General features: G+C 76.5%; 19 protein-coding genes. 6 read left to right on the plus strand and 13 right to left on the minus strand.

Annotation, left to right across the window (positions count from 1 at the left end):
- Positions 1 to 281: 281 nt before the first annotated feature.
- Positions 282 to 503 (plus strand): hypothetical protein, encoded by a 222-nt coding sequence (locus ACFCLZ_RS01930; protein ID WP_380282817.1) that lies wholly within the window; start codon positions 282 to 284, stop codon positions 501 to 503.
- Between the two features lie 58 nt (positions 504 to 561).
- Here ACFCLZ_RS01930 and ACFCLZ_RS01935 read toward each other — a convergent pair whose 3' ends face one another.
- The 9 genes from ACFCLZ_RS01935 to ACFCLZ_RS01975 form a co-directional block, all read right to left on the minus strand.
- On the minus strand, positions 562 to 798 hold the full coding sequence (locus ACFCLZ_RS01935) for a DUF6296 family protein (RefSeq protein WP_380282818.1): 237 nt from the start codon (positions 796 to 798) through the stop codon (positions 562 to 564).
- A 96-nt stretch (positions 799 to 894) separates the two neighbouring features.
- Complete coding sequence (locus tag ACFCLZ_RS01940; protein WP_380282820.1) at positions 895 to 1,836, minus strand: DUF5133 domain-containing protein; 942 nt, start codon at positions 1,834 to 1,836, stop codon at positions 895 to 897.
- Between the two features lie 194 nt (positions 1,837 to 2,030).
- Positions 2,031 to 2,753, minus strand: a complete 723-nt coding sequence (locus ACFCLZ_RS01945) for a GNAT family N-acetyltransferase (RefSeq protein ID WP_380282821.1) — start codon at positions 2,751 to 2,753, stop codon at positions 2,031 to 2,033.
- Between the two features lie 274 nt (positions 2,754 to 3,027).
- On the minus strand, positions 3,028 to 4,602 hold the full coding sequence (locus tag ACFCLZ_RS01950; protein ID WP_380282822.1) for a N,N-dimethylformamidase beta subunit family domain-containing protein: 1,575 nt from the start codon (positions 4,600 to 4,602) through the stop codon (positions 3,028 to 3,030).
- A gap of 190 nt (positions 4,603 to 4,792) precedes the next feature.
- The gene (locus ACFCLZ_RS01955) at positions 4,793 to 5,950 is read right to left on the minus strand and encodes a hypothetical protein (protein ID WP_380282823.1); all 1,158 of its coding nucleotides are present in this window, start codon (positions 5,948 to 5,950) and stop codon (positions 4,793 to 4,795) included.
- Between the two features lie 268 nt (positions 5,951 to 6,218).
- The gene (locus ACFCLZ_RS01960) at positions 6,219 to 6,557 is read right to left on the minus strand and encodes a hypothetical protein (protein WP_380282824.1); all 339 of its coding nucleotides are present in this window, start codon (positions 6,555 to 6,557) and stop codon (positions 6,219 to 6,221) included.
- A gap of 22 nt (positions 6,558 to 6,579) precedes the next feature.
- Positions 6,580 to 6,960 (minus strand): STAS domain-containing protein, encoded by a 381-nt coding sequence (locus tag ACFCLZ_RS01965; RefSeq protein WP_380282825.1) that lies wholly within the window; start codon positions 6,958 to 6,960, stop codon positions 6,580 to 6,582.
- A gap of 208 nt (positions 6,961 to 7,168) precedes the next feature.
- A complete protein-coding gene (locus ACFCLZ_RS01970) occupies positions 7,169 to 8,104 on the minus strand; it encodes a SigB/SigF/SigG family RNA polymerase sigma factor (RefSeq protein ID WP_380282826.1) in 936 nt (311 codons plus the stop codon).
- A gap of 397 nt (positions 8,105 to 8,501) precedes the next feature.
- Positions 8,502 to 11,216: a M4 family metallopeptidase gene (locus tag ACFCLZ_RS01975; RefSeq protein ID WP_380282827.1), complete on the minus strand. Its 2,715-nt coding sequence runs from the start codon at positions 11,214 to 11,216 to the stop codon at positions 8,502 to 8,504.
- A 389-nt stretch (positions 11,217 to 11,605) separates the two neighbouring features.
- Here ACFCLZ_RS01975 and ACFCLZ_RS01980 point away from each other — a divergent pair, with 389 nt between their 5' ends.
- Both ACFCLZ_RS01980 and ACFCLZ_RS01985 read left to right on the plus strand, forming a co-directional pair.
- Positions 11,606 to 13,612: a stealth family protein gene (locus ACFCLZ_RS01980; RefSeq protein WP_380282828.1), complete on the plus strand. Its 2,007-nt coding sequence runs from the start codon at positions 11,606 to 11,608 to the stop codon at positions 13,610 to 13,612.
- A gap of 127 nt (positions 13,613 to 13,739) precedes the next feature.
- Entirely contained in the window at positions 13,740 to 14,420 is a 681-nt protein-coding gene (locus ACFCLZ_RS01985; protein ID WP_380282829.1) for a hypothetical protein, read from the plus strand.
- A 47-nt stretch (positions 14,421 to 14,467) separates the two neighbouring features.
- Here the strand turns inward: ACFCLZ_RS01985 and ACFCLZ_RS01990 are convergent, their stop codons facing one another.
- Positions 14,468 to 14,941 (minus strand): GreA/GreB family elongation factor, encoded by a 474-nt coding sequence (locus ACFCLZ_RS01990; RefSeq protein ID WP_380282830.1) that lies wholly within the window; start codon positions 14,939 to 14,941, stop codon positions 14,468 to 14,470.
- A gap of 200 nt (positions 14,942 to 15,141) precedes the next feature.
- Between ACFCLZ_RS01990 and ACFCLZ_RS01995 the strand changes: the two genes are divergently transcribed.
- Together ACFCLZ_RS01995 and ACFCLZ_RS02000 are read left to right on the plus strand one after the other, a co-directional pair.
- Positions 15,142 to 15,834 (plus strand): RDD family protein, encoded by a 693-nt coding sequence (locus ACFCLZ_RS01995; RefSeq protein ID WP_380282831.1) that lies wholly within the window; start codon positions 15,142 to 15,144, stop codon positions 15,832 to 15,834.
- Positions 15,835 to 16,021: 187 nt separating this feature from the next.
- Positions 16,022 to 18,130 (plus strand): HelD family protein, encoded by a 2,109-nt coding sequence (locus tag ACFCLZ_RS02000; protein WP_380282832.1) that lies wholly within the window; start codon positions 16,022 to 16,024, stop codon positions 18,128 to 18,130.
- Between the two features lie 52 nt (positions 18,131 to 18,182).
- Here the strand turns inward: ACFCLZ_RS02000 and ACFCLZ_RS02005 are convergent, their stop codons facing one another.
- Positions 18,183 to 19,790: a multicopper oxidase family protein gene (locus ACFCLZ_RS02005; RefSeq protein WP_380282833.1), complete on the minus strand. Its 1,608-nt coding sequence runs from the start codon at positions 19,788 to 19,790 to the stop codon at positions 18,183 to 18,185.
- Positions 19,791 to 19,902: 112 nt separating this feature from the next.
- The gene (locus ACFCLZ_RS02010) at positions 19,903 to 20,328 is read right to left on the minus strand and encodes a DUF6153 family protein (protein WP_380282834.1); all 426 of its coding nucleotides are present in this window, start codon (positions 20,326 to 20,328) and stop codon (positions 19,903 to 19,905) included.
- 101 nt (positions 20,329 to 20,429) lie between these two features.
- On the opposite strand from ACFCLZ_RS02010, the gene ACFCLZ_RS02015 reads away from it, so the two are divergent.
- Positions 20,430 to 21,008 carry an SMI1/KNR4 family protein gene (locus ACFCLZ_RS02015; RefSeq protein ID WP_380282835.1) on the plus strand — a complete coding sequence of 193 codons (579 nt, stop codon included), beginning with the start codon at positions 20,430 to 20,432 and terminating at the stop codon, positions 21,006 to 21,008.
- A 48-nt stretch (positions 21,009 to 21,056) separates the two neighbouring features.
- On the opposite strand, the gene ACFCLZ_RS02020 is transcribed toward ACFCLZ_RS02015, so the two are convergent.
- Positions 21,057 to 21,788 carry a TSUP family transporter gene (locus ACFCLZ_RS02020; RefSeq protein WP_380282836.1) on the minus strand — a complete coding sequence of 244 codons (732 nt, stop codon included), beginning with the start codon at positions 21,786 to 21,788 and terminating at the stop codon, positions 21,057 to 21,059.
- Positions 21,789 to 21,913: the final 125 nt, after the last annotated feature.

A 21,913-nucleotide genomic window follows, 5' to 3' on the forward strand; every position in this document is an offset into this window, starting at 1 on the left:
GCAGCGCGACGCGGAGTGTTCTCCTCCTGGCCGGCCGGTTCCCGGTGCGGGCGGGCACGCGGGACGGCGCTCGGCATGCACGCCGGACGGAGGACCGCGGCGGGCTGTGGGTCTGGGCCGCTCGGGCGCCGGGTGGCGGCCGGCCACCGGCGGGCGCCGGGGCCCGCCCCGGACAGCCCCCCGGGGCGTCGAAGAACCGTCCCAGTGGGTGCCACCCGGTGGCCGACCGGCGTCGCCCAGGATTGCATGGGAAGCCCGATCCCCTGCTCCGGGAGGCAGTCGTGTACGAGATGTGGGCCGAGTCCGATCCGGCGGTGGAGCCGTCGGGCCTGGTGTGGCACGTGGTGTCGAAGGACGACGCGTCGACGGCGCTCTGCGGGCAGCTGCTGGAGCTGTCCCGCCGGGTGGTCCCGAACGGCCTGGACGGGCCGGCCGGGGTGCCCGACCGCTACTGCGATCCGTGCCTCGTCACGGTGCGCGAGACCATGGCGGCCGCCCGCTGACGTGAGGCGGGGGCGTGCACCGGGCGGTGCACGCCCCCGCCATGGTGCGCACGCGCGCTCAGGGCAGCGGCACGGCGTCCAGACAGGGGTGCCGGGCGCTCCCGGCGGGTGCGGTCAGGACGGTGGCCACCCGGCCGGCGATCTCCACCCGGAGACCGCCGTCGGCGCTCGCCCACACCGGCCTTCCTCCCGGGCCCCGGGTGTCGGTGGGGTGGACGACGACCACGGATGGTGGCGCGTGTCCCCCGGTCGTGACCGGCAGGGTCACCGCGTAGCGACGGTACGGGTCGATCATGGCCCGCCTCCTCGGGTTCGGCCCCCGCCTGTCGATTGTCCGCGCGACGGGCGGGACCGCACCTCGGGACCGCCGCCCCGGGCCGCGGCGCGGCGGTCAGGAGGACGTGCGGCCACCCGGCCGGTCGCGGTCGGTCAGCCGGCGGGCCACCGTGCCGAGGTCGGTGTCCAGCCGCTGGGCCACTTGGGCGAGCAGCATGAGCGCGGTGTGCGGGGCCACCCCGTAGCGCTCCATCACCACGCCCATGGCCAGCCCCGTGGTGTGCCGCCGGTCCAGCAGGTCGGCCACCGTCCGGGCCAGCGCCGAGCGGTCCAGGGCGATCGACGCCTGGAGCGCGAGCGCCGCGATCAGCCGCAGGACCGGCGCTGCGGGCTCCCCCGGGGAGAGCAGGTAGGCGCTGAAGGCCGTGCACCCGTGCGGGTGGGTTCTCAGGTGGGCCGCGACCACGGTGCGGATGCCGCAGCGGCGGGCCCGGTCGGTGAACCGCCCCGGCCGTCCCGGCTCGATCCGCACCACCACGTGGCCCTCCCCCTGGGCCCTGGTCCGCGACAGCGGCCCGGCCCCGGCCTCGCCCTGCGCCCGTTCCAGCGCCAGGAGCTGCGGCGATCCCGCCGCCAGGGTGCGCACCGACCCCTCGTCGTGCCAGGTGCTCACCGCCGCCCCCGCGCAGTCGGGCAGCGCCACCCTGGCGAGGTGGAGCACGTCGCCGAGGGTCGAGAAGGACCGGGACCGGCCCTGCTCGCGGGCGGCCAGCTCGCCGAGTTCCGCCAGCAGGGCGTCCGGGAGCGCCTCGGCCGGGGTCGCCTGCCGATCCGGGTCGGTGGGGACGCCGGTCCCGCCGGCGGGGCCGTCGCGGCCCGCGTCGAGCAGTTCCCGGGCCCGCGTCACCGCGCGGGCGGCGTCCGCCTCCCCGGTGTAGACGCCGATGGTGTACCCGATGTCCCGCAGCCGCTGCCGCGCGTCGGGCGAGCCGTCCCCCGCCAGGGCGTCGTGCTCGGCGACCAGCCGTCGCAGCTCCGCGACATCCACCATGGACATGGCCACCTCCCGCTTATGTCGCACAGTACGCCCGCACGACCACGGACCGTCACAGCGACGCGACGCAGAGTCGTCGAACGGGTGTCGCGGGCGAACCGGCGCTCTTCCGGCCGCCGGACGTACTCATCGCCCGCCCGGACCCCGGCCGCCCGGGGCCTCGCCTCCGAGCCGCCGAGCCGCCGAGCCGCTGCGGATCAGGTCGGCTCGACGCTGAGCTGGAAACCGAGTTCGACGAAGCCGAGCCCGGCCGCCACCCGCCGGGACGCCGGGACCCGGGCCCGCCACTGCGGCAGCAGGTCCCGCGCGAGCGCGTGCCGCACCGCGGCGGAACCGGCCGCGCGGGCGAGCCCCAAGCCCCGCCGGTCGGGTGCGGTCAGCACGGCGAGGTGAGCCGTGCGGGCCGGCCACCGGCGGTAGCCGGACGCGGCGGCGATCCGGCCGTCGACCCGGACGGCGAACGCGGGCGAGGTGATCTCGTCGAGGCCGGCCTCACCGGCGTCCTCCGCCCCGGCGGCCCGTTCCAGGTCGGTCAGCTCCGGGTGCCCGCCCGGCAATTGCTCCACGGACAGCCCGTCGGCGGCGACCGGCCGGAAGCCGGCGCCGGAGACGTAGGCGAGCGCGGCGGGCCCGAGCACCCGGCCGACCGGGAGCGCCTTCGCGATCGGCCCCGGGTCGCTCAGCCCGGCGGCGGGCAGCCCGGCCACAGCCGCGCGGATCCGGTCGGCGACGTCCTGGGTCGGCGCCGTCACGACCGCCGCCCCGCCCAGGACCACGACGCCCACCCAGCCGGGCGGGCCGAGCCTCGACCCTGGAGAGGCCACCACGCGGACGTCGCCCTCCGTGCCGAACGCGACCGGCGCGGACGCCAGTTCCTGCCACACTCCCCGGGCCCTGGCCAGGAGGGGGTCCTTCGTCATGGCCCGATCCTGCCAGGCCGCCGGTTCGTGCGGCAACGGCCGTCCCCGGTGCGGGGCGGGCCCGGTGGGCCGGCCGCTCGGGGTCTGCCGGCCCCCTCGCCCCCTTCCTGCCTGCGCCGCGAGCGGTTGGACGATGCCGGCCGGGTGCTGGGCCTCGGGACGGGAACGGGCGTGGCAGCGCCGGCCGCCGTCCGCCGAGGAGCCCGGACGGCCGACCGGGCCCGCGCTCGCCCGGGACGCCGGGTGGGACGGGGCGGGCGAGCGGGCCGGTGCCTCACCCCGGGTACACGCCGCGCACGTTGTCCTGGGCCGGACGGGCGGCGGCGGCCGGGCCGGCGGCGAAGGCGCGCAGGACGTTCTCGGTCACCTGCCGGGTCATCGCGCCGGTGCGCCCGTCCAGACCGTGGTTGACGCCGGGGGTCGCCGGGCCTTCGGCGTCCAGCGACTCGACCCAGCGCATGGTGCCGCAGGCGAACACGGCGGCGCCGGAGGGATGGGTGTAGTAGGCGGTGTCGGCGTGGGCGCGGCGGCCCTCGCAGACCACGGGCGAGTGGGAGACGATCTCCAACGGGCGGGGGAAGGAACGGGCGGCGTCGACGGTGTCGTACTCGACGCCCACCAGGTGCTCGAAGGAGTCGCCCGCCGCCACGCCGGTGCCGGCGAACACCCAGTGCCCGGGCGCGGTGACGACGTACGGCGCGTCGACGGGGTAGCCGTCGTACAGCACGCCGAGCAGGGAGCTCTCGGGGTCGGCGCCGGGCCCGAGGCGGTAGTCGGTGGTGGCGGGCCCGCCGTCCAGGTAGCCGGGATCGCGGGCCCAGTCGCCCTTCCAGCAGGCCATGATCCGGTCCTCGCCCAGCGGGGAGGGCTGGTAGCGAACGCGCCGGTAGCAGCAGTTGGCACCCAGGACGGCCAGGTTCGTCCCGGCGTCGCGGGCCGCGGTGACCGCCACGCGCTGCTCGGGCGACCAGTACTCGTCGTGGCCGGGCGACAGGACGGCGTGCGCGCCGTCGAGGAGCCCGGGGCGGCGGTGCACGTCCACGCCGGTGACGTAGGACAGCGGCAGCGCGAGCCGTTCGGCCAGCGCGACCAGCGGCGCCTCGTAGACGAGGAACAGGCCGGCGCCGTCGTAGTCCAGGTAGGGGCGGTCGAAGCCGACCTCCAGCGACCGGGTGGCCAGTCCTCCCGACGGACCGTCGTAGAGGTCGTGGCCGCCCCACTGGTTGTACGCCTGCCAGGTGCCGACGGCGTTGACGACCACGGTCGTGCCGGCGGTGGTCGCCGAGCGGATCGTCAGCGGCACGTAGCGCTGGCCCGCCCCGCCGTCGGCGTCCAGGCGCAGCAGGTAGCTGCCGGGCGGCCAGCCGGCGGTGTCCAGCTCGGTGGACGGCTGCCAGGAGGTGGTCACCCTGCGGGTGACGGGATCGACAGCGGCGCGCGGTTGGACCGTGCCGGGCACCGGCTCGGAGCGCCAGACCAGGCGGGCGCGCGCGCCGCCGTACCAGCCCATGCGGTAGGCGCTGACGCGGAAGGCGGGGGCGGTGGTGGACACGTGCAGGCGCACGCGTTCGCCGGGCAGGGCGCTGACCTGTGCGGCGTAGCCCTCGACGGCCTCCGGCGGGCCGGCGGCGGTGATCCGCCAGTCGGCGTCGCCGGGCAGGGCGTTCTCGGCGGCCGCGGGCGAGGGTGAGGGTGAGGTCGGGGGCGTGGACGGGACCGGTGGGGAGGGATCGCGGGCCGCGCCCGGGGGCGCGGCGGTGGGTGAGCGGGTGCAGGCCCCGGCCGCCGCGGCGGCGAGCGTCAGCCCGAGGAACCGCCGCCGATCCGCCATGCCGCGCCGCTCGTCCATGCACCCTCCGCGCCCTCGCCGCACCCTGACCGGTCGTCAGGAGAAGGATGCGCGAGCAGGCGCCGACCGGGCGGCAGCGACACCGCCGCGGACCGGGTGCCGCTCCGCCGGGGCCGTCGGGCAGGGGTGAGCGCGGCGAGCTGCGCCCGGCCCGCCGTGGTCCAGCAGGTGGGCGGCGAACCGGGCACGGTCACTCCGGTCGGCGCAGCACGGCGCCGAGGCCGCCGACCGGGCCGGGGGCGGCCGCGGGGACGGCGAGGGCGTCGGCCCCGGTGGCGGCGGCGCAGCGCAGCAGGGCGTCGGCGGCGGGCGCCTGCCCCGGGTGGGCGACGCCCATCCTGCGGACGTCGTTGCGGTGGACGCCGAGCTGTCCGGGGGCGGGGCCGACCCAGACCTGCCGGTCCTGGTCGTGGCCGCCCTCCTGGAGCAGCAGGGTGGCGAGCCGGTGCTGCCGGGCGGCGTCGACGACGGCCGGCACGCCCTGTGCGGCGGCGCCGGGGGCCGTGTCGACGCCCTCGGCGGTCACGGTGTGCTCGCCCGGCCGGCCGATGCCGGTGCGGAAGGCGTCCAGCGCGTCGTCCAGGCGGCGGCTGCGGTGGGCGGCCCAGGCCTCGGCGAGCCGGCGCTCGAAGGCCTCGCGGGAGGTGCCGCCGGCCCGGCCGCCACCGTCGATCTCCACGGTGTCGGGCCGCAGTTGCTGCGGCAGCCGCTGGCGGACGGCGTGGCGTTCGCGGGCGTCGCCGGTGAGGACGAGCAGCCGGGCGCCGCTCTGCGGCCAGGTCCGGGCGAGGTGGTCGGCGATGATGCCGGCGGTCCGGTCCCAGGCGTCCTCGCGGCGGTGCCGGTAGTGCCACTCGTAGCGGTCGGCGGGCGGGGCGCGGTGGCCGCGGCCCTGCCACTGGGGGGCCTCGACGGTGCCGACGGGCGTGGTGCGGCCGAGGTCGCGCAGTTCGAGGTCGGCCCCGGTCCGGTCGACGGCGGCGATCAGGCAGGGGGCCGCGGTGTCGCCGCGCAGGGCGAGCAGCGGCGCGGTGTGCGGCAGGGGCGCCCAGGCCGCGTCGACGTCTGGCGGTGCGGCGGCCAGCGGGACGTCCAGGGCGACCTCTCCGCCGGCCGCGAAAACGGCGCGGCCGGGGGGCGAGCCGGAGACCGCCTCGGCGGCCAGGTACTCGCGGACGGCGGCGCGGGTGGCCTCGTCGGCGCCGAGCCCGGCCAGTCGCCGGACGGCGGCGCGGTCGATCAGGGCGCGGCGCCGGGCGGCGTCCTCGGTGCCGCGGTCGGTGTCGAGGTAGACGGAGGCCCAGGGGCCGGGCCGGTCCAGGAGCGGGGCGAGGAAAGCGAGCTGCATGACGGTCTCCCCGGTTTCGACGGGTTCCGCCACGCGCCTACCCGGTGCCGTCGGCCGACACCCCGGCGCGCACGCGGGACCTCCGGGCGGGCGGACCCGCCCGGACCTCCAGTATCGCGGGCCGGGCCCAGCCGGGTCGACCGGAAGGCAACGGCCGACGGCCTCAGCCGGCTCGCCGGTGTCGGCGTGGACCTCGGCGGCGCCGGCGCCGAGGAGGTCCTGGGCAAAGTGGCCGCCGCTCTCGACGTCGGCGCGCAGCGCGGCCGGTTCACGCTCGGACCCGCCGGCCCCGGCGGGCGCAGGGGCGCAGGGGCGCAGCAGTTCGACGGCGTCCGGCAGCGGCAGCGGCCGCACGACGGGCCCGTACTGCGCGCAGAGGGCGTCGTGGGCGGCCGTGACGCTCGTCGTCGTCGCGGTCGCGGTGCTCGCCGAGCAGGTGGTCGAGCAGCCGGTCGGCGCCCATGGCGACGGCGCGGTGGACCCGGGCGGCGGGGACGGTGCGGCCGTACTGGCGCAGCGCCTCCCACCGGGCGAGGGTGTGCGGGTAGGTGGCGTCCAGCAGCGTTCCTTCGACGTCGAAGAGCGCCGCCGGGCCGGTGCTGGTCATGGGTCCTCCGCGAAGGCGGGTGCTACGGCGGCACGGTGTCGTGGACGGGGAACGCGTCGGTGGCGCCGGTGAGTTCGAGCACCCGGCGGACCAGGGGCCGGGGGCGGGCGAGTTCGATCCGGCTGCCGGAGCCCGCCGCGCGGACGGCGGCCTCCAGCAGCGTGCTGACGCCGGTGGAGTCGCAGAACGCCAGGTCGCCGCAGTCGATCACGACGACCGTACCGGGGAGGGCGAGCGCGCGGTCGAGGGCCCGGCGCAGGACGGCGACGGAGTCCAGGTCGAGTTCGCCGCGCAGGGCGAGGACGCTGCCGCGGGCCCACGGCCGGGCCCGGACGGTGAGTCCGGCGGGTTCGTCCGGCACGGTCGCGGTGCCGTCGGGGGGTCGGGGCTGGCGGCTGGTCATGGCGGGTGCTCCTCCGGGTGGGTACGCGGTGCCGGCGGGCGTCGCCGATCCGGGCGGCCTGCTCGCGTCGGTAGCCGCCGCCGGCGTCGGTGTACGGCCCGGTGCGGTCGCCGACGGCCGCCTTCGTGCCGACGGCCCCCCGCAGGGCGGCTAACCGCTGCGGGGGGCCGGAAACGCCCGAAGGGGCGCCGGTTGTGGAAACCGGTGGTCAGCCCGGCTCGGGCGGGCCGTCCGACCGGGTGTCCGCCGCGCGGTCCTCCAGCTGTTCGCGCAGGTGCGCGAGGGTGGCGGAGAGCAAACGCGAGACGTGCATCTGCGAGACGCCGATCCGCTCGGCGATCTCGGACTGCGTCCGGTCCTCCCAGAAGCGCAGCTTGAGCACCACCTGCTCGCGGCGCGGCAACTGCCCGAGCAGGGGCCGGACGGCGGTGCGGAACTCGGCCAGCTCGATGCCGGGGTCCCGGGCGCCGAGCCGGTCCAGCAGCGCGCTGCCGGACTCGTCGGTGTCCTGCTCGCGCAGCGCGTCCAGCGAGTCGGGCCGGTAGACCCGGCCGGCGACCAGCCCCTCGACCACCTCGTCCACGGTGAGGTGCAGCGCGTCGGCGATCTCCTCGGGGTGCGGCAGGCGGCCGAGTTGCTGCTCCAGCCGGTCGGAGCCGCGGGCGACGCTCAGGTAGCACTCCTGCATCCGGCGCGGGACGCGGACCGGCCAGGAGGTGTCCCGGAAGAACCGCTTGATCTCGCCGGCGATGGTGGGGATGGCGTAGGTGAGGAACTCGACGCCGCGTTTCGGGTCGTAGCCGTCGACCGCCTTGATCAGCCCCACGGTGCCGACCTGGAGGATGTCGTCCATGTCCTCCGGGCGGTGGCGGAAGCGGCCGGCGATGAACCGCACCAGCGGCATGTTGAGTTCGATGACGGTCCCGCGGACGTAGCTGTAGGCGTGCGTCTCGCGGGGCAGCCCGGCGAGCCGCTCGAAGAGCGCGTCGCTGAGTCCGCGGGCCTCGGTCTTGCCCATGACCCGCAGCTGCGCCTCGGTGGGGCGCGGGGGCAGATCGGGTGGCAGCCCGTCCGCCGGCGCGCGGGGCGCGGAGGTCGACGGGGCGCGGGAGGGGTGGCCGGTTCTGAGTGTCGGAGTGGACACGGCTGTTCTCCAGGGCAGCGGGAACGCCACGGGCCGCGGGGGACGTCGGGCGGGATCGCCCGCTCACCGCGGCTCCTCGTCCCGAAGACCTCTGCCCGGCTTCTTCGAGCGACGGTCCAGGTGGCGCCCGAAAGGCGCGGGAACGATCGGCGGTGCTCGACGACCGCTCCGATGCTGTTCGTACCCAGGATGGGGCGATTGATGCCGTTTCCGCACCGGTTCACTGTCCGCGACGCCCGGGAAGGCGGCCGGCGAGGACGGCCAGGACGGCCAGGACGGCAGAAAGCCCGCCCGGGCGCCGCGGGTGCAGCGGCCGGGCGGGCGACCGGAGGGCGGACGGGGTCCTGGCGCCGGGGTCGGACGCCGTGGATCGGATCCCGGGGCAGCCGCCCTCCGGTCAGCAGGTGCCGGCCGCGCGCTCGCGCACGACCAGGTCGGTGCGGCCGGCCGTGGCGTCCAGCCAGAGCACCCGGGTGCCCCGGTCGGCCACCGGCGCGTACTGGCCGCCGCGGTTGCAGGAGACCCGCTCGGGGGTGCCGCCGGTGAGCGGGAGCTGCCAGAGCTTCGGCAGTTCGGCGTTCTTCACGACGCCGCCCTGCCAGTGGAACACGTGGCTGAAGGTCACGGCCCGGTCGGAGACGGTGAGGCCGGCGATCCCGCGCCGGTCGTCGGTGCCGCCGGTCAGCAGCTCGGTCACGCCGGACCCGTCCACGGCGCCGGAGCGGATCGAGCTGCCCCTGCCCTCCGGCGTCTCCACCCAGAGGAGCCGGTCGCCGGCCAGCCGGGTCTGGCCGGCCCTGACGGCGGTGGCGCCGTCCAGCACGTACTGGGCGACGACCTTGCCCGTGGCGATCGAGTAGACGGTCGGCGCGTACACCGTCCGCTCACCGGCGGACCAGGTCTCGGTCCAGCCGAGCAGGCCGCCCCGCAGGGTGAGGTCGGTCGCGTCGTGGCCGTCGGGCAGCGGGATCTCGACCGCCGGAGCGCCGTTCAGCGAGAGCGCGGGCCGGGCCTGGCGGGTGGCGAAGTCGTTCACCCGGAACGCGACGTTCCCGCCGGAGACCCGGACGTCCGAGAGCATCTGGTTCTGGGCACCGCGCAGGCTCCGCACCGGGCCGCCGTCGATCGGGCGGGCCAGCACCTCCCAGCCCCAGGCGCCTGGGGCGACCTCTCCCTGGGCCACCCACGCGGCGGTCCTGCCGTCGGTGGCGGGCCAGCCGTGCGAGCGGCCGTCCTCCGGGCTGAGCCGGACCGGTTCGGCGGAGCCGGCCACGGTGCCGGCGAGGACGCCGAGGTTGCCCTTGAAGCCGTGCCCGGTGGTGGCCGCCACCCAGCGGCCGTCGGCGGCGTCCGGGGTGATGAGCCCGCTGGGGATGTCGCCCAGCAGCACGCGGCTGTCCACACCGATCCGCCGCTGCCAGCCCTCCTTGATCCCGTGGGCGTCGAACGCGCCGGCCACGGCGCGCAGCTGGGCGCGGGTGAGACCCGTCGCCCGGCCGGCGGCGAGCAGCGCGTTGCGGGCGTCGACGAAGCCGTCGAGCGGCGTGAGGTACTCGCTGAGCGCGCGGTAGACCAGGCGGTCGGCGGTGAGCGGGTCGAGGGCGCGCCGGATGTCCCACAGCGCCCCGCCCATGATGGTCGAGTTGAGGTGCACGCCGCCGCTGTCGATCTCCGACGGCAGGCCGGCGTAGTCTCCGACGGTGGTGCGGCGGTCGTCCAGCCGGCGCTCCACGCAGGCCTCCGGGGTGCCGGTGCGGCACAGGCCCTCGCCGAGCAGGGCGGCGCGCGGGTCGTCCATCGACACGCCGCGGGCGGTCACCTCGATCGCGTTGCCGAAGTAGTCGGAGATCGCCTCGTCCAGCGCGCCGGACTGGCCCTGCATGACGAGCCCGGCCGTGTTCTCGACGACGCCGTGGGTCATCTCGTGGCCGGCCACGTCGAGCGCCACGGCGTACGGGTACTCCTTGTCGTTCCCGTTGCCGTAGTTCATCTTCCGGCCGTCCCAGGCGGCGTTGCGCAGCGGCCCGCCGAAGCTGGTGAGGTTGACCACCGCGGTGATCGGGCCGTTCTTGCCGTCGATGCCCTGACGCCCGAGCCGGTCGCGGTAGAAGTCGTAGACGGCGGCGGCGTTGAGCTGGGCGTTGGCGGCGCCGGTGGCACCGGCGGAGGCGGGGAAGTCGGGGGTCGCCGAGGCCGCGGGCCGGGCGTCGGCGGGCATCCTGCCCCGGAAGTCCAGTTCCTCCCGCCCCTCCCCGTCGTAGACGGTGATGGTGGCGGGGCGGGTGAGGTCGGTGAGCTGGTACGTGCCGTCCGGGAGGCGGCCGAGGTTCACCCGCACGCGGTGGCCGAAGACGTCCGGAGCGGTGCCCGTGGCGGGTTCCAGGGCACCGGCGGCCTGGGCGGACGAGGCTGCCGGGGCGGCCTGGGCGGTCGGAGCGCCGACCTCGTAGCTGAGCGCGACCTCGCCGACGGTGGCGTCGACGAAGACCTCGCGGGCCTTCCCCGCCCTGACGGCCGGGTCGGGGCCGGCCACGGTGAACCGGCGGGCGAGCCGGCCGGCGCCGCCGGGCAGCACCACGAGGCCGTGGTCCTCGGCCGTGGCGCCCTCCCGGGTCGCCGGGTCCTCGACCGCGCCGAGCGCGAGCCGGCGCAGCACCTCGTCGGGGACGCTCTGCGCGGTCGGGGCGGTGAGCCCGGTGAAGTACTTGCCGCCCACCGACTCGACCCGCTGCCCGTCGCCCTCGCCGACCAGGTGGACGAGGTAGGTGCCCCCGAAGACCGGGATGCCGCCGTGCCGCTGCGCGAACCTGACGGTGCGGCGGCCGTCGGCGGCCCGCTCGGTCCCGGTCTCCACGAGCTGCGCGGGGTCGACCCGGTAGCGGTCCTGGTGGGCGGCGAGGTGGGCACGGGCCGCCTCGCCCGGGGTGGCGCCGGGGGCCCGGTCGGTCAGGCCGGTGACCAGCTGCGGGGCGTCGGTGTCCGTTCCGGCGACCAGTCCCGGAACGGGGTCGCTGTCGGCGGCCGGAGCGGCGAACGCCGGCGGCGCGCCCAGCCCGAGGACGGCGGCGATCGCGGCACCGAGCAGCTTGGGCGAACGGGAACGGTGGTGCACTGCGGTCCTCCCACGGGATACGGGGCCCGGCCGTCTGCCGGACCACGCGTGTGCGGCGGGCGCCCACACCCCCCACGGCTCGTCCGTTCTCCGGAGCCGGCCGCCCGCCTCGCCCACACCATAGGACACCTTTCGTCATATGTCGATCACCTGCATATGCAGACCGGAGGGGGCGCCGCCGCCCGACCGGCGGAGCGCACGAGGTCGAATGAATAGGTCATGACAATTCCACGCGGTGCGAATCCCGCAGGTCCGCAGCCCTCTCGGGGTCAAACAGACATGCGATTGTTACCATTGCTCAACACAAAGTTTCCATAGTCGCATACCATCACGTCCGAACCGGAAGCCCGTTGACCCGCGCCCCAGCCGGGCGCCTTTTGGAGTTCCCTTTGCCCATCCGCCCGGCCACCTTCGCGGCCAAGATGCGCCCGCTGACCGCTCTGGCCCGCCGCAACCGGCCCTCCGACGGCACGCCCGCCGAACCCTTCGCCGGCGCCCCGGCCGAGCCGACCGCCGAGCCGCAGGAGGCCGTGCCGCAGGGGGTCGTGCCCGAGGCCCGGCACGAGGAGGCGGCGCCCGAGGCGGCGCCCGAGGCGGCGCCCGAGCACGGGGACGACGGGGCCGGGCACGAGGACGCCGTGCAGGAGGAGCCGCGACCGCCGTACGAGCGGCTCGGCGAGGAGCGCTCCGCACGGGAGGACGAGCTGCTCGGCACGCTCCCGGGCGTCGTGCGCCACCGCGACCACCTGGCCGAGGCCCGCCGGACGCTGCTGCCCGCCGACCGACGGGACGGCAACCTGGCCGAGGTGAGCACGGCACTGCAGGCGACCGGCATCGCGCACGGCATCGTGCCCGACCGGCACCCGCGCCACCGGCTGGCGATCCGCCCGGGCGACCGCTCGGCGGTGCTGGAGGCGCTGGCCGCCGCGTTCGCCGGCCAGGCCGTCTACGCCGACCTGCTGGAGCACGGGCGGACCCTCACCACCGTGCTCGCGGAGCAGCTGCCCGGCGCGGTCGACCTGCTGGACCCCGCGCCGAAGGCGCCCGAGGACGGGACCGACGGCGACCGGGAGCAGGACCAGGACCAGGACGGGGACCGCGGGCCGGCGGACCGGGTCAAGGGCGTGCGCATCTACCGCCCGGCCGTGATCGACACCCTGCTGTACGGCCCCGACACCGGCTGCGACCTGGAGTTCTGGGACTCCGCCGCACCCTCCCAGGGCGCCATCGCGTCGATCGACGAGACGCCGTTCGGCTGGTGGGTGCCCTCGTTGGAGGCCAACGCCACCACGACCATAGGCGGCCGGACCTTCCCGCTGCTCGACGTCTTCGCCGTCTCGCTCCCCGAGCAGGTCGAGTTCCCGATCGAGGCCGTGATCACCTGGGTCGACGACTCCGACCCCGCCTGGCAGGAGCGCCGGGCCGCCGCCCGCGCCCGCCTCGCGCACACCGCCGCCCCGATCGCGGAGGAGGACGGGGTCGCCGAGAGCGGCATCGCGGGCGACGCCGACCAGCGCTTCCGCAACCGCGACGAACTGCGCTACTGCCTGCGCGCCCTCGCCGCGCACGCGCCGTGGATCCGCCGGGTCCACCTGGTCACCGACGACCAGACGCCGCACTGGCTGGACACCGAGCACCCGGGCCTGACCGTCGTGCCGCACCGCGAGCTGTTCGCCGGCACCGAGGCGGGCCCGGTCTTCAACTCCCACGCCATCGAGACCCGGCTGCACCTCGTCCCGGAGCTTGCCGAGCACTTCCTCTACCTCAACGACGACGTCTTCCTCGGCCGCCCGCTCATCCCGGAGGACTTCTTCCTCGGCAACGGCATGCCCCGGTACTTCCCCGACGACCGGATCATCCCGCCGGGCGCGGGCGAGCCCGGCGACTCGGTGTACGTCGCCGCGCAGAAGAACACCCGCGCCGCCCTGGCCTCCGCCGTCGGGAAGACCTACCCGCGCACCCTCAAGCACTCCCCGCACCCGCTGCGCCGCAGCGTGCTGGCCGAGAGCGCGGAGCGGTTCGAGGGCGAGCTGCACGACACCGTCCGCTCGCCGTTCCGGTCGGCCGACGACCTCGCGCCGGTCACCCTGGCCATCCACTACGGCCACGCCACCGCCCGCACCGTCGAGGGTCACCTCTACGACGGCTACTTCGTCACCGACAGCACCGAGGACATGGGCCGGCTCGCGCAGCTCCACGAGGAGCGCTGGGCGGACTACTTCTGCCTCGCGGACGGCACCCGTGACCTGATGTCGCCCGAGGAGCAGGAGGAGGCCGTCACGGGCTTCCTGCGGGCCTACTTCCCGGCGCCGTCGCCCTTCGAGCTCCGCGACGAGCCCGCGCAGACCTCCGAGGAGCCCGCGCAGACCTCCGACGGGCCCGCCGACCAGGGCTGACGCCCCCGGCCGGGCCTCGCCCCCGCGCGTGGCGTGCGTCTCATCGGTGCCGTGATCAAGTTCCTCCATGCCGCTCTGTGATGGGATGGGCCGGAACGAGTGACGGCCACTGACCGGGGGGTACGCAGTGAGGACCAAACTGATCGGGCTGGGAGCCGACGCGGGCGCGCCGGACCTCATCGGCGTGGGGCTGATCCGCCTCGCCGTCGAGGAGCGGCTGGCGCCCGCGGCCGGGCCCGCACCGTGGCTGGGGCAGCTGCGGGCGGCCTCGTTCGCCGACACGTGGCTGACCTTCGCCGATCCGGCGGCGCCCGGCCTGCGGGTGCCGGCGGAGGCCGTCCTGCGGGCGGTGGTGCGACGGGCGGCGGAGCTGGTGCTGCGCCGCCACCGGGGCGACGGCCCGGCCGCCCTGGCGCGGCTGGGCCGCGACTCGGCCGAGGCCCGCGAGCTGGCCCGGCTGACCGGGGCGTCCCACCCCGCCGAGCCCGACGCGCTCGTCCTGCTCTGGCACGGGGTCCGCTCGGCCGGCGCCGGGACCGGCCCCGCCGCCGAGGCCGAGCGCGAGGCCCACGCCGGGCACGTCGCCGAGCGGTGCGAGGCCTACGTCCGGGACCACTGCCGCCGCCAGGACCTGCTGGCCCTCGTCCTGGCCTGCGCCCGCGCCGCCGCCGCCGCGCTGGCGGAGCTCGCCGACGGCGACCGGGACCGCGCGCTGGCCGTCCTCGACGCCCGGGCGGCCCGTCACATGGCGCCCACCGTCCCGGTGCCGCTCTGGGTCCCGGGCCACCCCGGCCGGCTCACCGCCTGAGAGCCGCCTGAGCCGCCTGAGCCGTCCGGGCCCGGCCGGCCACGCTGCTACGCCGCCGCGCCGCCGCCGATCGAGACGACGAACGCGGTCGTCCGCCCGGCGGGCGCCTCGTACTCCACCGTCTCCCCGGCCCGGCACCCGAGCAGCACCCGGCCGAGCGGACTGTCCGCGGTGACCAGGTCCGGGTCCAGCTCCTCGGCGAGTTCGCCGATCCTGACGGTCATCTCGTCGGCGTCCGCGAAACGCAGCGTCACGGTACTGCCGACGCCGACGCTCTCGGTGCTGGGCGCCCCGGCCACGGCCGCCTCGCGCAGCCGTCCCTCGATCCCGGCGATCCGGCCGTCCAGCAGGTCCAGCCGGTCGGCCCGCTGCAACTCGTCGGCCTGGTCGGCCGGGTCACCGACCCCGTCGCCGCCGCGCAGGGTCGCGACGACGGCGTCGCGTTCCGTGCGCAGCTCGGCGAGTTCCCGCTCCAGCGCGGTCCGGCCGGCGTCGCTGATGGGTTCGGGTGCACCGGTCATGGCCGTCTCCCTGGTCGGGCCGCCGCGACGGGCGGCGCGGGCTGATTCCGGCATTTTCGAACATAACGGACTCCCGGCCGCACGGCTCGGCGACAACGGTGCCCCCGATCGGTAACGACTTGCCGATCGGCCTTCCCCAGATCGACGAATGATCGATAGAACAGCCGTACCACCGTCGCCGAGGCAGGGAACCAGCCAGCATGAGCACCAACGGCCCCACGGGGTACGGACAGAACCCGTACGAGGGGAACAATCCCCACGGCCAGCAGAACCAGAACCCCTACGGCGGGGACCAGCAGCCGTACAAGCAGGAGGCCCCGTACGGCCAGCCCTACGGGGAGCAGCAGCCCTACGGAGGCCAGCAGCCGTACGGGCAGCCCGGCTACGGCACTCCCCCGCAGCAGCCCTACGGCCAGCCCGAGGGCTCCTGGCCGCACGGGCACCCCCAAGCCGGCGCGTACGGCGGCTCCCCGGTGCCCGGCGGCCGCCCGCTCGCCCCGATCGGCGAGCGCCTGGTCGCCCGGCTGATCGATGTCGGCGTGCTGCTGGTGCCCACCGTGCTGCTCTTCGCCGTCCTCGGCGCCTCGATCCTGTACTACGTCGTGGCGGCCCTGGTCTCCTTCGGCTACGAGGCCGCGATGCTGGTCACCCAGGGCGGCCAGACGGTCGGCAAGAAGGTCATGAAGCTGCGGGTCGTCGACCAGGGCGGCGGCGGGAAGCCCGACCAGAACTCGCTGCTGATCCGCGCGGCCCTCTACACGCTGCCCAACGCGGTCTACTGCATCGGCTCGCTGTTCGCCCTGCTGAACGTCCTGTGGCCGCTGTGGGACAAGCCGCTCCAGCAGGCGCTGCACGACAAGCCCGCCAAGACCGTGGTGATCAAGGAGTCCTGAGCACCGCGCTCCCGCGTACCACCTGCCGACCGGACACCGGGCCGCCATCGCGCGGCCGGGTGTCCGGTCGGTCGCTTTCCCGCGAAGCGGCGGGGCGAGGACACGCTCCGGGGCGTCAGGTCAACGTTTACATTCCCCGCGCCACCACGCATAGTGACAGGCCGAAACCGAGAGGGGAGCGCTTCCTGTGCCGCAGGCCGAGGAGAACGTGGTACGCCAGGTGCGACTGGAGCGGGCGGAGGTGGCCGCCGTCGTCGCGCTGTTCGACGACCGGCTCGCCGACACCCGGGCGCAGCTCGCCGTGACGCTGGCGACCCGGGCGGACGGCGCCCGCGAGGCCTACGAGCGGCAGTCGGCGGCCGAACGGCTGGCCCGGGAGGTGCGCCGCCTCGAAGGCGCCGAGGGCGGCCTGGTCTTCGGGCGGATCGACCTGGCGGACGGGACGGCGCTGCGGATCGGGCGGCTGGGCCTGCAGCGCGACGAGGAGGAGCTGCCCGCTCTGGTCGACTGGCGGGCGGACGCGGCGCGCGCGTTCTACGAGGCGACGCCGGTGCACCCGATGGGCCTGCGGCGGCGCCGGCACCTGCGCCTGGCGCAGCGCGCCGTCGTCGGGGTCAGCGACGAGCTGCTCGACGGCTCCGAGCCCACCGCCGAGGACGTGGTCGGCGACGGCCCGCTCTCCGCCGCGCTCCAGGAGCGGCGCACCGGGCGGATGGGCACCGCGGTCGCCACCCTGCAGACCGAGCAGGACGCGATCGTCCGCTCGCCGCACCGGGGCGTCACCGTCGTCCAGGGCGGTCCCGGCACGGGCAAGACGGTGGTCGCGCTGCACCGCGCGGCCTATGTGCTGTACGCCTTCCCGAAAGCCGCCGAGCAGGGCGTCCTGGTGCTGGGGCCGAACGCCCGGTTCCTGGACTACATCTCGCAGGTACTGCCCTCGCTCGGCGAGAACGACGTCGTCCTCGCGACCTGCGCCGAACTGGCCGTCGGCGCGGCCACCGCTGGGCCGGAGGCCGTCGAGGGGCCGCGGGCGGCCCGGCTCAAGGGCGACGCCGCGATGGCCGGGGCCCTGGCCGCGGTGGTGCGCGCGCGGCAGGCGCCGGACGGCGGGCTGGAGGTCCGGGTCGGGCAGGAGGACGTCCGGCTCGACGCTGCCGAGGTCTCCCGGGTGCGGGACGCCGCCCGGGGCGGCGGTCTCGCCCACCACCGGGCCCGCCGGCTGTTCAAGGAGCTGCTGGTGGACGTCGTGACCGCGGCGCTGGCCCGGGGCGCCGCCGAGACGCTGGAGCGGATCGACGCCGAGGTCGCCTCGCTGACCGGCATCGACCTCGACCGGGTCGCGGCGGCGGACCTGCGCCGCCTGGGCCACGACCCCGGTCCGGCCGACGAGGGCCCCGGGTTCGACGTCGACGCGATGCGGGCCGAGCTGCTCGACGACGACCACGTCGAGCGCGCCGTCGAGCGGCTGTGGCCGCACCTGACGCCCGGTGCGGTGGTGGACGCCCTGCTGGGCGACCCCGGGGCGCTGGCCGCGCACCTGCCGGAGTTCACCGCCGAAGAGCGCGCGCTGCTGCTGCGCGCCCCGGGCGCGCCGTGGACCGACGCCGACCTGCCGCTGCTCGACGAGGCGGCGGCCCTGCTCGACGGCCCGCCGCGGCGGTCGTTCGGCCATGTCGTGGTGGACGAGGCGCAGGAGTTCACCGCGCTCCAGTGGCGGATGGTGCTGCGGCGCTGCCCCGGCCGGTCGATGACGCTCGTCGGCGACTTCGCCCAGGCCGGTCCGGCGACCACCGCCCGCGGCTGGCAGGAGGCGCTGGCCCCGCACCTCGGCGCCCGCTTCGACCTGCGCACGCTGACCGTCAGCTACCGCACCACCGAGGAGATCCTGGCCGCCACCCGTGAGCTGCTGGCCAGGATCGCCCCGGACCAGCCGCCGGTGGGCTCGATCCGGCACGGCGAGCGGCCGCGCACCCTCGGCGCGTCGCCCGCCGCGCTCGCCGACGTCCTGCGCGCGGAGCTGCGCGCGCAGGCGGCCGCCCATCCCGGCGAGCTGATCGGCGTGGTCTGCCCGGACGCGTCGGCCGCCGCGCTGACGGCGGTCCTGACGGCGGCCGGGGTCGCGCAGTGGGCCCGGCTGGTGCCCGCCTCCGAGGCCCGGGGCCTGGAGTTCGACACGGCCGTCGTCGTCGACCCGGACGGGATCACCACCGCCCGCCCCGGCGGTGAGCGCGACCTCTACGTCGCGCTCACCCGGGCCACCAAGCGGCTGTGCACGGTCGTCGTGCGGGAGGACTGAAGCCGTCCCCACCCGGGCGGCGGGCCGGTGCGGCCCGCCGCCCGGGCCGGGCTCAGGCCCGGTAGGCGAGCAGGCCCATCATCCCGGCCTCGCCGTGGTAGGCGTTGTGGCAGTGCGTCATCCACCGGCCGGGGTTGTCGGCGTCGAAGTCGCAGGTCACCGTCCGGCCGGGCAGCACGATCACGGTGTCCTTGCGCGGCCCCTGGTCGCCGACCTGGAAGGTGTGGCCGTGCAGGTGCATGGGGTGCCACATCTCCGTCCGGTTGACGAACTCCAGGCGGACCCGCTCGCCGCTGCCGACGAGGAACGGGTGGGCGGTCGGGTCCGCCATGTCGAAGGGCCGCCCGTCGAGCGCCCAGTCGTACCGGGCCATGCCGCCGGTCAGCTCGATCCGGTGGGTGCGGTCGGGCGTGCGCGCCGGCAGCCGGACCTCGTCCGCGGCCCGCAGCCCGTCGGCGGCCAGGATCCGGCCGTTCAGCTCGGCGGGGCGGACGCTCACGGCCGGCGCCTCGCCCGCACCGGTGCGGACCAGGGCCCGGCCGGCGGCGTCCTTGCCCTCGGCGAGCGCGGTCAGCGGGAAGACGCCGTCCTGGAGGGTGGCCAGGGCGTCGTAGCGCTCGCCCATGCCGACCAGCAGGGCGTCCACCTCCTCGTGCCGCACCGGGTAGCCGTCGGTGTGGGTGACGGTCAGCCGGTGGCCGCCCAGGGCGAGGCGGTAGGCGGTGTCGCCGCCCGCGTTGACGATCCGCAGCCGCACCCGCCGGCCCGGCGTGGACCGGTACACCTCGGGGTCGGCGGCGATCCGGCCGTTCACCAGGTGGTGCGGGTGGCGGACGTCGCCGGCGTCGCCGCCGAGCAGGTCGCTGGTGGCGCCCATGAGCATGAACGACGGCTGCTGCCCGGCGGGCGCGCCCGTGCCTCCCATGTCGTGGCCGGACATGTCGTGGCCGCCCATCCCTCCCATGCCGCCCGTGCCGCCCGTGCCGCTCATGCCGCTCATGTCGTGACCGCCGCCGCTGCCGCCGCCCATGCCCTTGCGGAGTTCGGCGAACGCCTGGTCGGGGGTGCCGGTGACACCGTCCAGCCAGTCGTCCAGGACGACCACCCACTCCTCGTCGTACCCGAGCGGCTCCTGCGGGTCCTCGACGATCAGCGGCGCGTACAGGCCCCGGTCGAGCTGGACGCCGACGTGCGGGTGGAACCAGTAGGTGCCCGGCCGGTCGGTGACGAAGCGGTAGGTGAAGCTGCCACCGGGGGCGACCTGCCGCATGGTGACCGGCGGCACGCCGTCCATGTCGTTGCGCAGCGCCAGGCCGTGCCAGTGCAGGGAGGTCGGCGCGGGCAGGTGGTTGTTCAGGGTGGCGACCAGGGTGTCGCCGGCCGTGGTGCGGACGGCGGCGCCCGGCAGGGCGCCGAAGGTCCAGGTCGCGGCGGTGGTCCCGCCGCCCAGGTCGACGGTGCCGGCCGTCGCGGTGACGGTGACCGGGCGCTCGCGGCCGGTGCCGCGCCGCTTGGTCTCCGCCTCGGCGACGGGGCTGCCGGACGGGTCGACGAGCGGCGGCGTGCCGGCCGCGTCCGAACAGGCGGCGAGCAGGCCGGCGCCGGCGGCGCCCAGGCCCGCGAGCAGCAGGGAACGGCGGTTGACGGTGAATTCGGGCATCGAGGTCTCTCGGATGAGTGCGCGTCGGCAGCGGCCCGGTCGGCCGTGCCGGTGGACAGGGCTGACCGGCGGCGGGGGGCGTGCGGTGCCGCTCCCGGCCGCCGTGGGGCGCCTATCTGCGCGAGATCGAGAGGAGGTCGAGGTCGGGCGGGGGCGCGCCCGGCCACGGGATGCCGGGCGCGGTCGCCGGGCGGCGCGGCGCCGGTCCGGCGGAGCCCGCGGCGAGGAGGCCCGCCGGCGGCGGGGCGTCGAGCAGGACGCCGCGCGCGGGCACCGTCGAGGAGCAGACCCGGTGCTCGGCGCAGGCCTGGGCCGGACGGTCGGCGACGGTCGAGGCCCGGTGGCCGGCCGCGGCCGCGCCGGGGTGCTGGTGGACGCTCGCGGCCATCGCCGCGGCGGCGTGCGGGGCCGGGGTGACGCCGGCCGGCAGGGTGTGATGGCCGATCAGCCCGAGGGCGGTCAGCAGGAGGAGGACGAGCGCCGCCCCGGCCCCGCGGCGACGGGGGTCGCGGGAGAGGGGGGCGGCGTCCGGGCACATGGCGGTCACTGTACCCAGGCCCGGTATGTGGGCCGGGTAAGCGACCGGCCGACCGCCCGGCGTGGTGGGATGTCAGACCAAGGGGCTACCTTCGGCCCTTGATGAACGAGACACGGTCACGCGAAGCACAGAACGTCCGGCAGGCATGGGGCCGGGTCACCAGGTGGCTCGAACGCAACGCCCCCGCGAGCGCGGCCGCCCTGGGCGGCCCGGCGACACCGAAGATGCTCCTCGACGCCGAGACGAGGCTCGGTGTGGGCTTCCCGCAGGAACTGTGGACCTGGCTGCTGACCAACAACGGCGTGCGCACGGTCGACGACCCGTCGAGCGGCAACCTCGCCGCCCCCGGCGGCAGCTTCCTCCCCTGCGGCTGGCACCTGCTCTCCGTGGAGCAGATCGTGAAGGTGTACGAATGGCGCACCGGGATCGAGGCCATGGAGCCGTCACCCGATCCGGACCCCTCCTGCCTGGGCTGGCACCGCGACTGGATCCCCTTCGCCGTCGAGACGGACTGGCTCTACGGCCGGTTCATCGACACCGGCACCGGCCTGCTGGGGCGATGGAGCGACGGTGACGTGAACGAGTTCGAGACCCATGACTCGCTGGCCGAGTACTTCCACTCCCTCGCGGACGACCTGCCCGCGCACGGCACGGTCGAGGACGGCCGCCTGGACTGGTGAGCCGATCCCCGGGGCCGTGTCCCCGGCCGGAGCCCGGCCGGAGCCCGGTCAGAGCTCCCAGAGCCCCTTGCCGAGGGTGGTCAGGCCGCCGGCCAGCGCCAGGCCCAGCACCACCGCCCGGGCGCGGCGCTCCGCCACCCGTTCCGCCAGCGCCTTGCCGACGCCCGCGCCGAGCACGATCCCGGCCGCCGTCGTCGACCACGCGGGCGCCGCCAGGTGCGGGACCCCCTTGGCCGCGAGCGAGAAGAGGTTGACGGCCACCCCGTAGAACTGCGCGTTGGGCACGAACTCCCGCGCGCTCCAGCCCGTGTTCACGGCGTAGAGGGAGACGGCCGGACCGCCGACCCCGGCGGCGGCGTTCATGAAGCCGCTGGCCGCACCCGCCGCCAGCGCGCCCCGGACGCCGCGCAGCCCGGAGGCCCGCACGCCCCGGATCAGCAGCAGTGCCGCGGCGCTGACCAGCAGTCCGATGCCGATCAGCAGGGCCGGCGTGGGCACCCGGCCGGCGATCCGGGCGCCCATCGGGACGGTGCAGGCGGCCGCGCCGATCAGCGGCAGCATCCGGGCGAGCCGCACCCGCCGCCAGGTGTCGGCCAACCCGATGGCGCTGATCACCCCGGCCGCGCAGTTGGACAGCGTCACGCCCTCGCCCGGCCCCAGCAGCAGGACCAGGGCCGGTCCCGCGACGAGCGCGAAGCCGACACCCGCCAGCCGCTGCACGGACGAGCCCACCAGGACCACCAGGCCCAGCAACAACGCGGCACCCCAGCCAGCGGCCACGACGCGTCCCCCTGCCTCCGGCCTCGCTCGCGTCCGGGCGCGGCGCCGGACCCCGGACTCCCGCGCGGCACCAGACCGTACGCGCCCGGCACCCGCCCGCTCGACCGAATTTCACCCACCGGACC

Origin of the sequence: Kitasatospora purpeofusca, from assembly GCF_042691725.1 — a bacterium.
GTDB classification, from domain to species: domain Bacteria; phylum Actinomycetota; class Actinomycetes; order Streptomycetales; family Streptomycetaceae; genus Kitasatospora; species Kitasatospora purpeofusca_B.

Bases quoted from the DNA above. Each gene is read 5' to 3' on its own strand.
- ACFCLZ_RS01935 (WP_380282818.1), bottom strand. From the start codon at position 798: ATGATCGACCCGTACCGTCGCTACGCGGTGACCCTGCCGGTCACGACC.
- ACFCLZ_RS01940 (WP_380282820.1), bottom strand. From the start codon at position 1,836: ATGTCCATGGTGGATGTCGCGGAGCTGCGACGGCTGGTCGCCGAGCAC.
- ACFCLZ_RS01945 (WP_380282821.1), bottom strand. From the start codon at position 2,753: ATGACGAAGGACCCCCTCCTGGCCAGGGCCCGGGGAGTGTGGCAGGAA.
- ACFCLZ_RS01950 (WP_380282822.1), bottom strand. From the start codon at position 4,602: ATGGACGAGCGGCGCGGCATGGCGGATCGGCGGCGGTTCCTCGGGCTG.
- ACFCLZ_RS01955 (WP_380282823.1), bottom strand. From the start codon at position 5,950: ATGCAGCTCGCTTTCCTCGCCCCGCTCCTGGACCGGCCCGGCCCCTGG.
- ACFCLZ_RS01960 (WP_380282824.1), bottom strand. From the start codon at position 6,557: ATGACCAGCACCGGCCCGGCGGCGCTCTTCGACGTCGAAGGAACGCTG.
- ACFCLZ_RS01965 (WP_380282825.1), bottom strand. From the start codon at position 6,960: ATGACCAGCCGCCAGCCCCGACCCCCCGACGGCACCGCGACCGTGCCG.
- ACFCLZ_RS01990 (WP_380282830.1), bottom strand. From the start codon at position 14,941: ATGACCGGTGCACCCGAACCCATCAGCGACGCCGGCCGGACCGCGCTG.
- ACFCLZ_RS01995 (WP_380282831.1), top strand. From the start codon at position 15,142: ATGAGCACCAACGGCCCCACGGGGTACGGACAGAACCCGTACGAGGGG.
- ACFCLZ_RS02005 (WP_380282833.1), bottom strand. From the start codon at position 19,790: ATGCCCGAATTCACCGTCAACCGCCGTTCCCTGCTGCTCGCGGGCCTG.
- ACFCLZ_RS02010 (WP_380282834.1), bottom strand. From the start codon at position 20,328: ATGTGCCCGGACGCCGCCCCCCTCTCCCGCGACCCCCGTCGCCGCGGG.
- ACFCLZ_RS02015 (WP_380282835.1), top strand. From the start codon at position 20,430: ATGAACGAGACACGGTCACGCGAAGCACAGAACGTCCGGCAGGCATGG.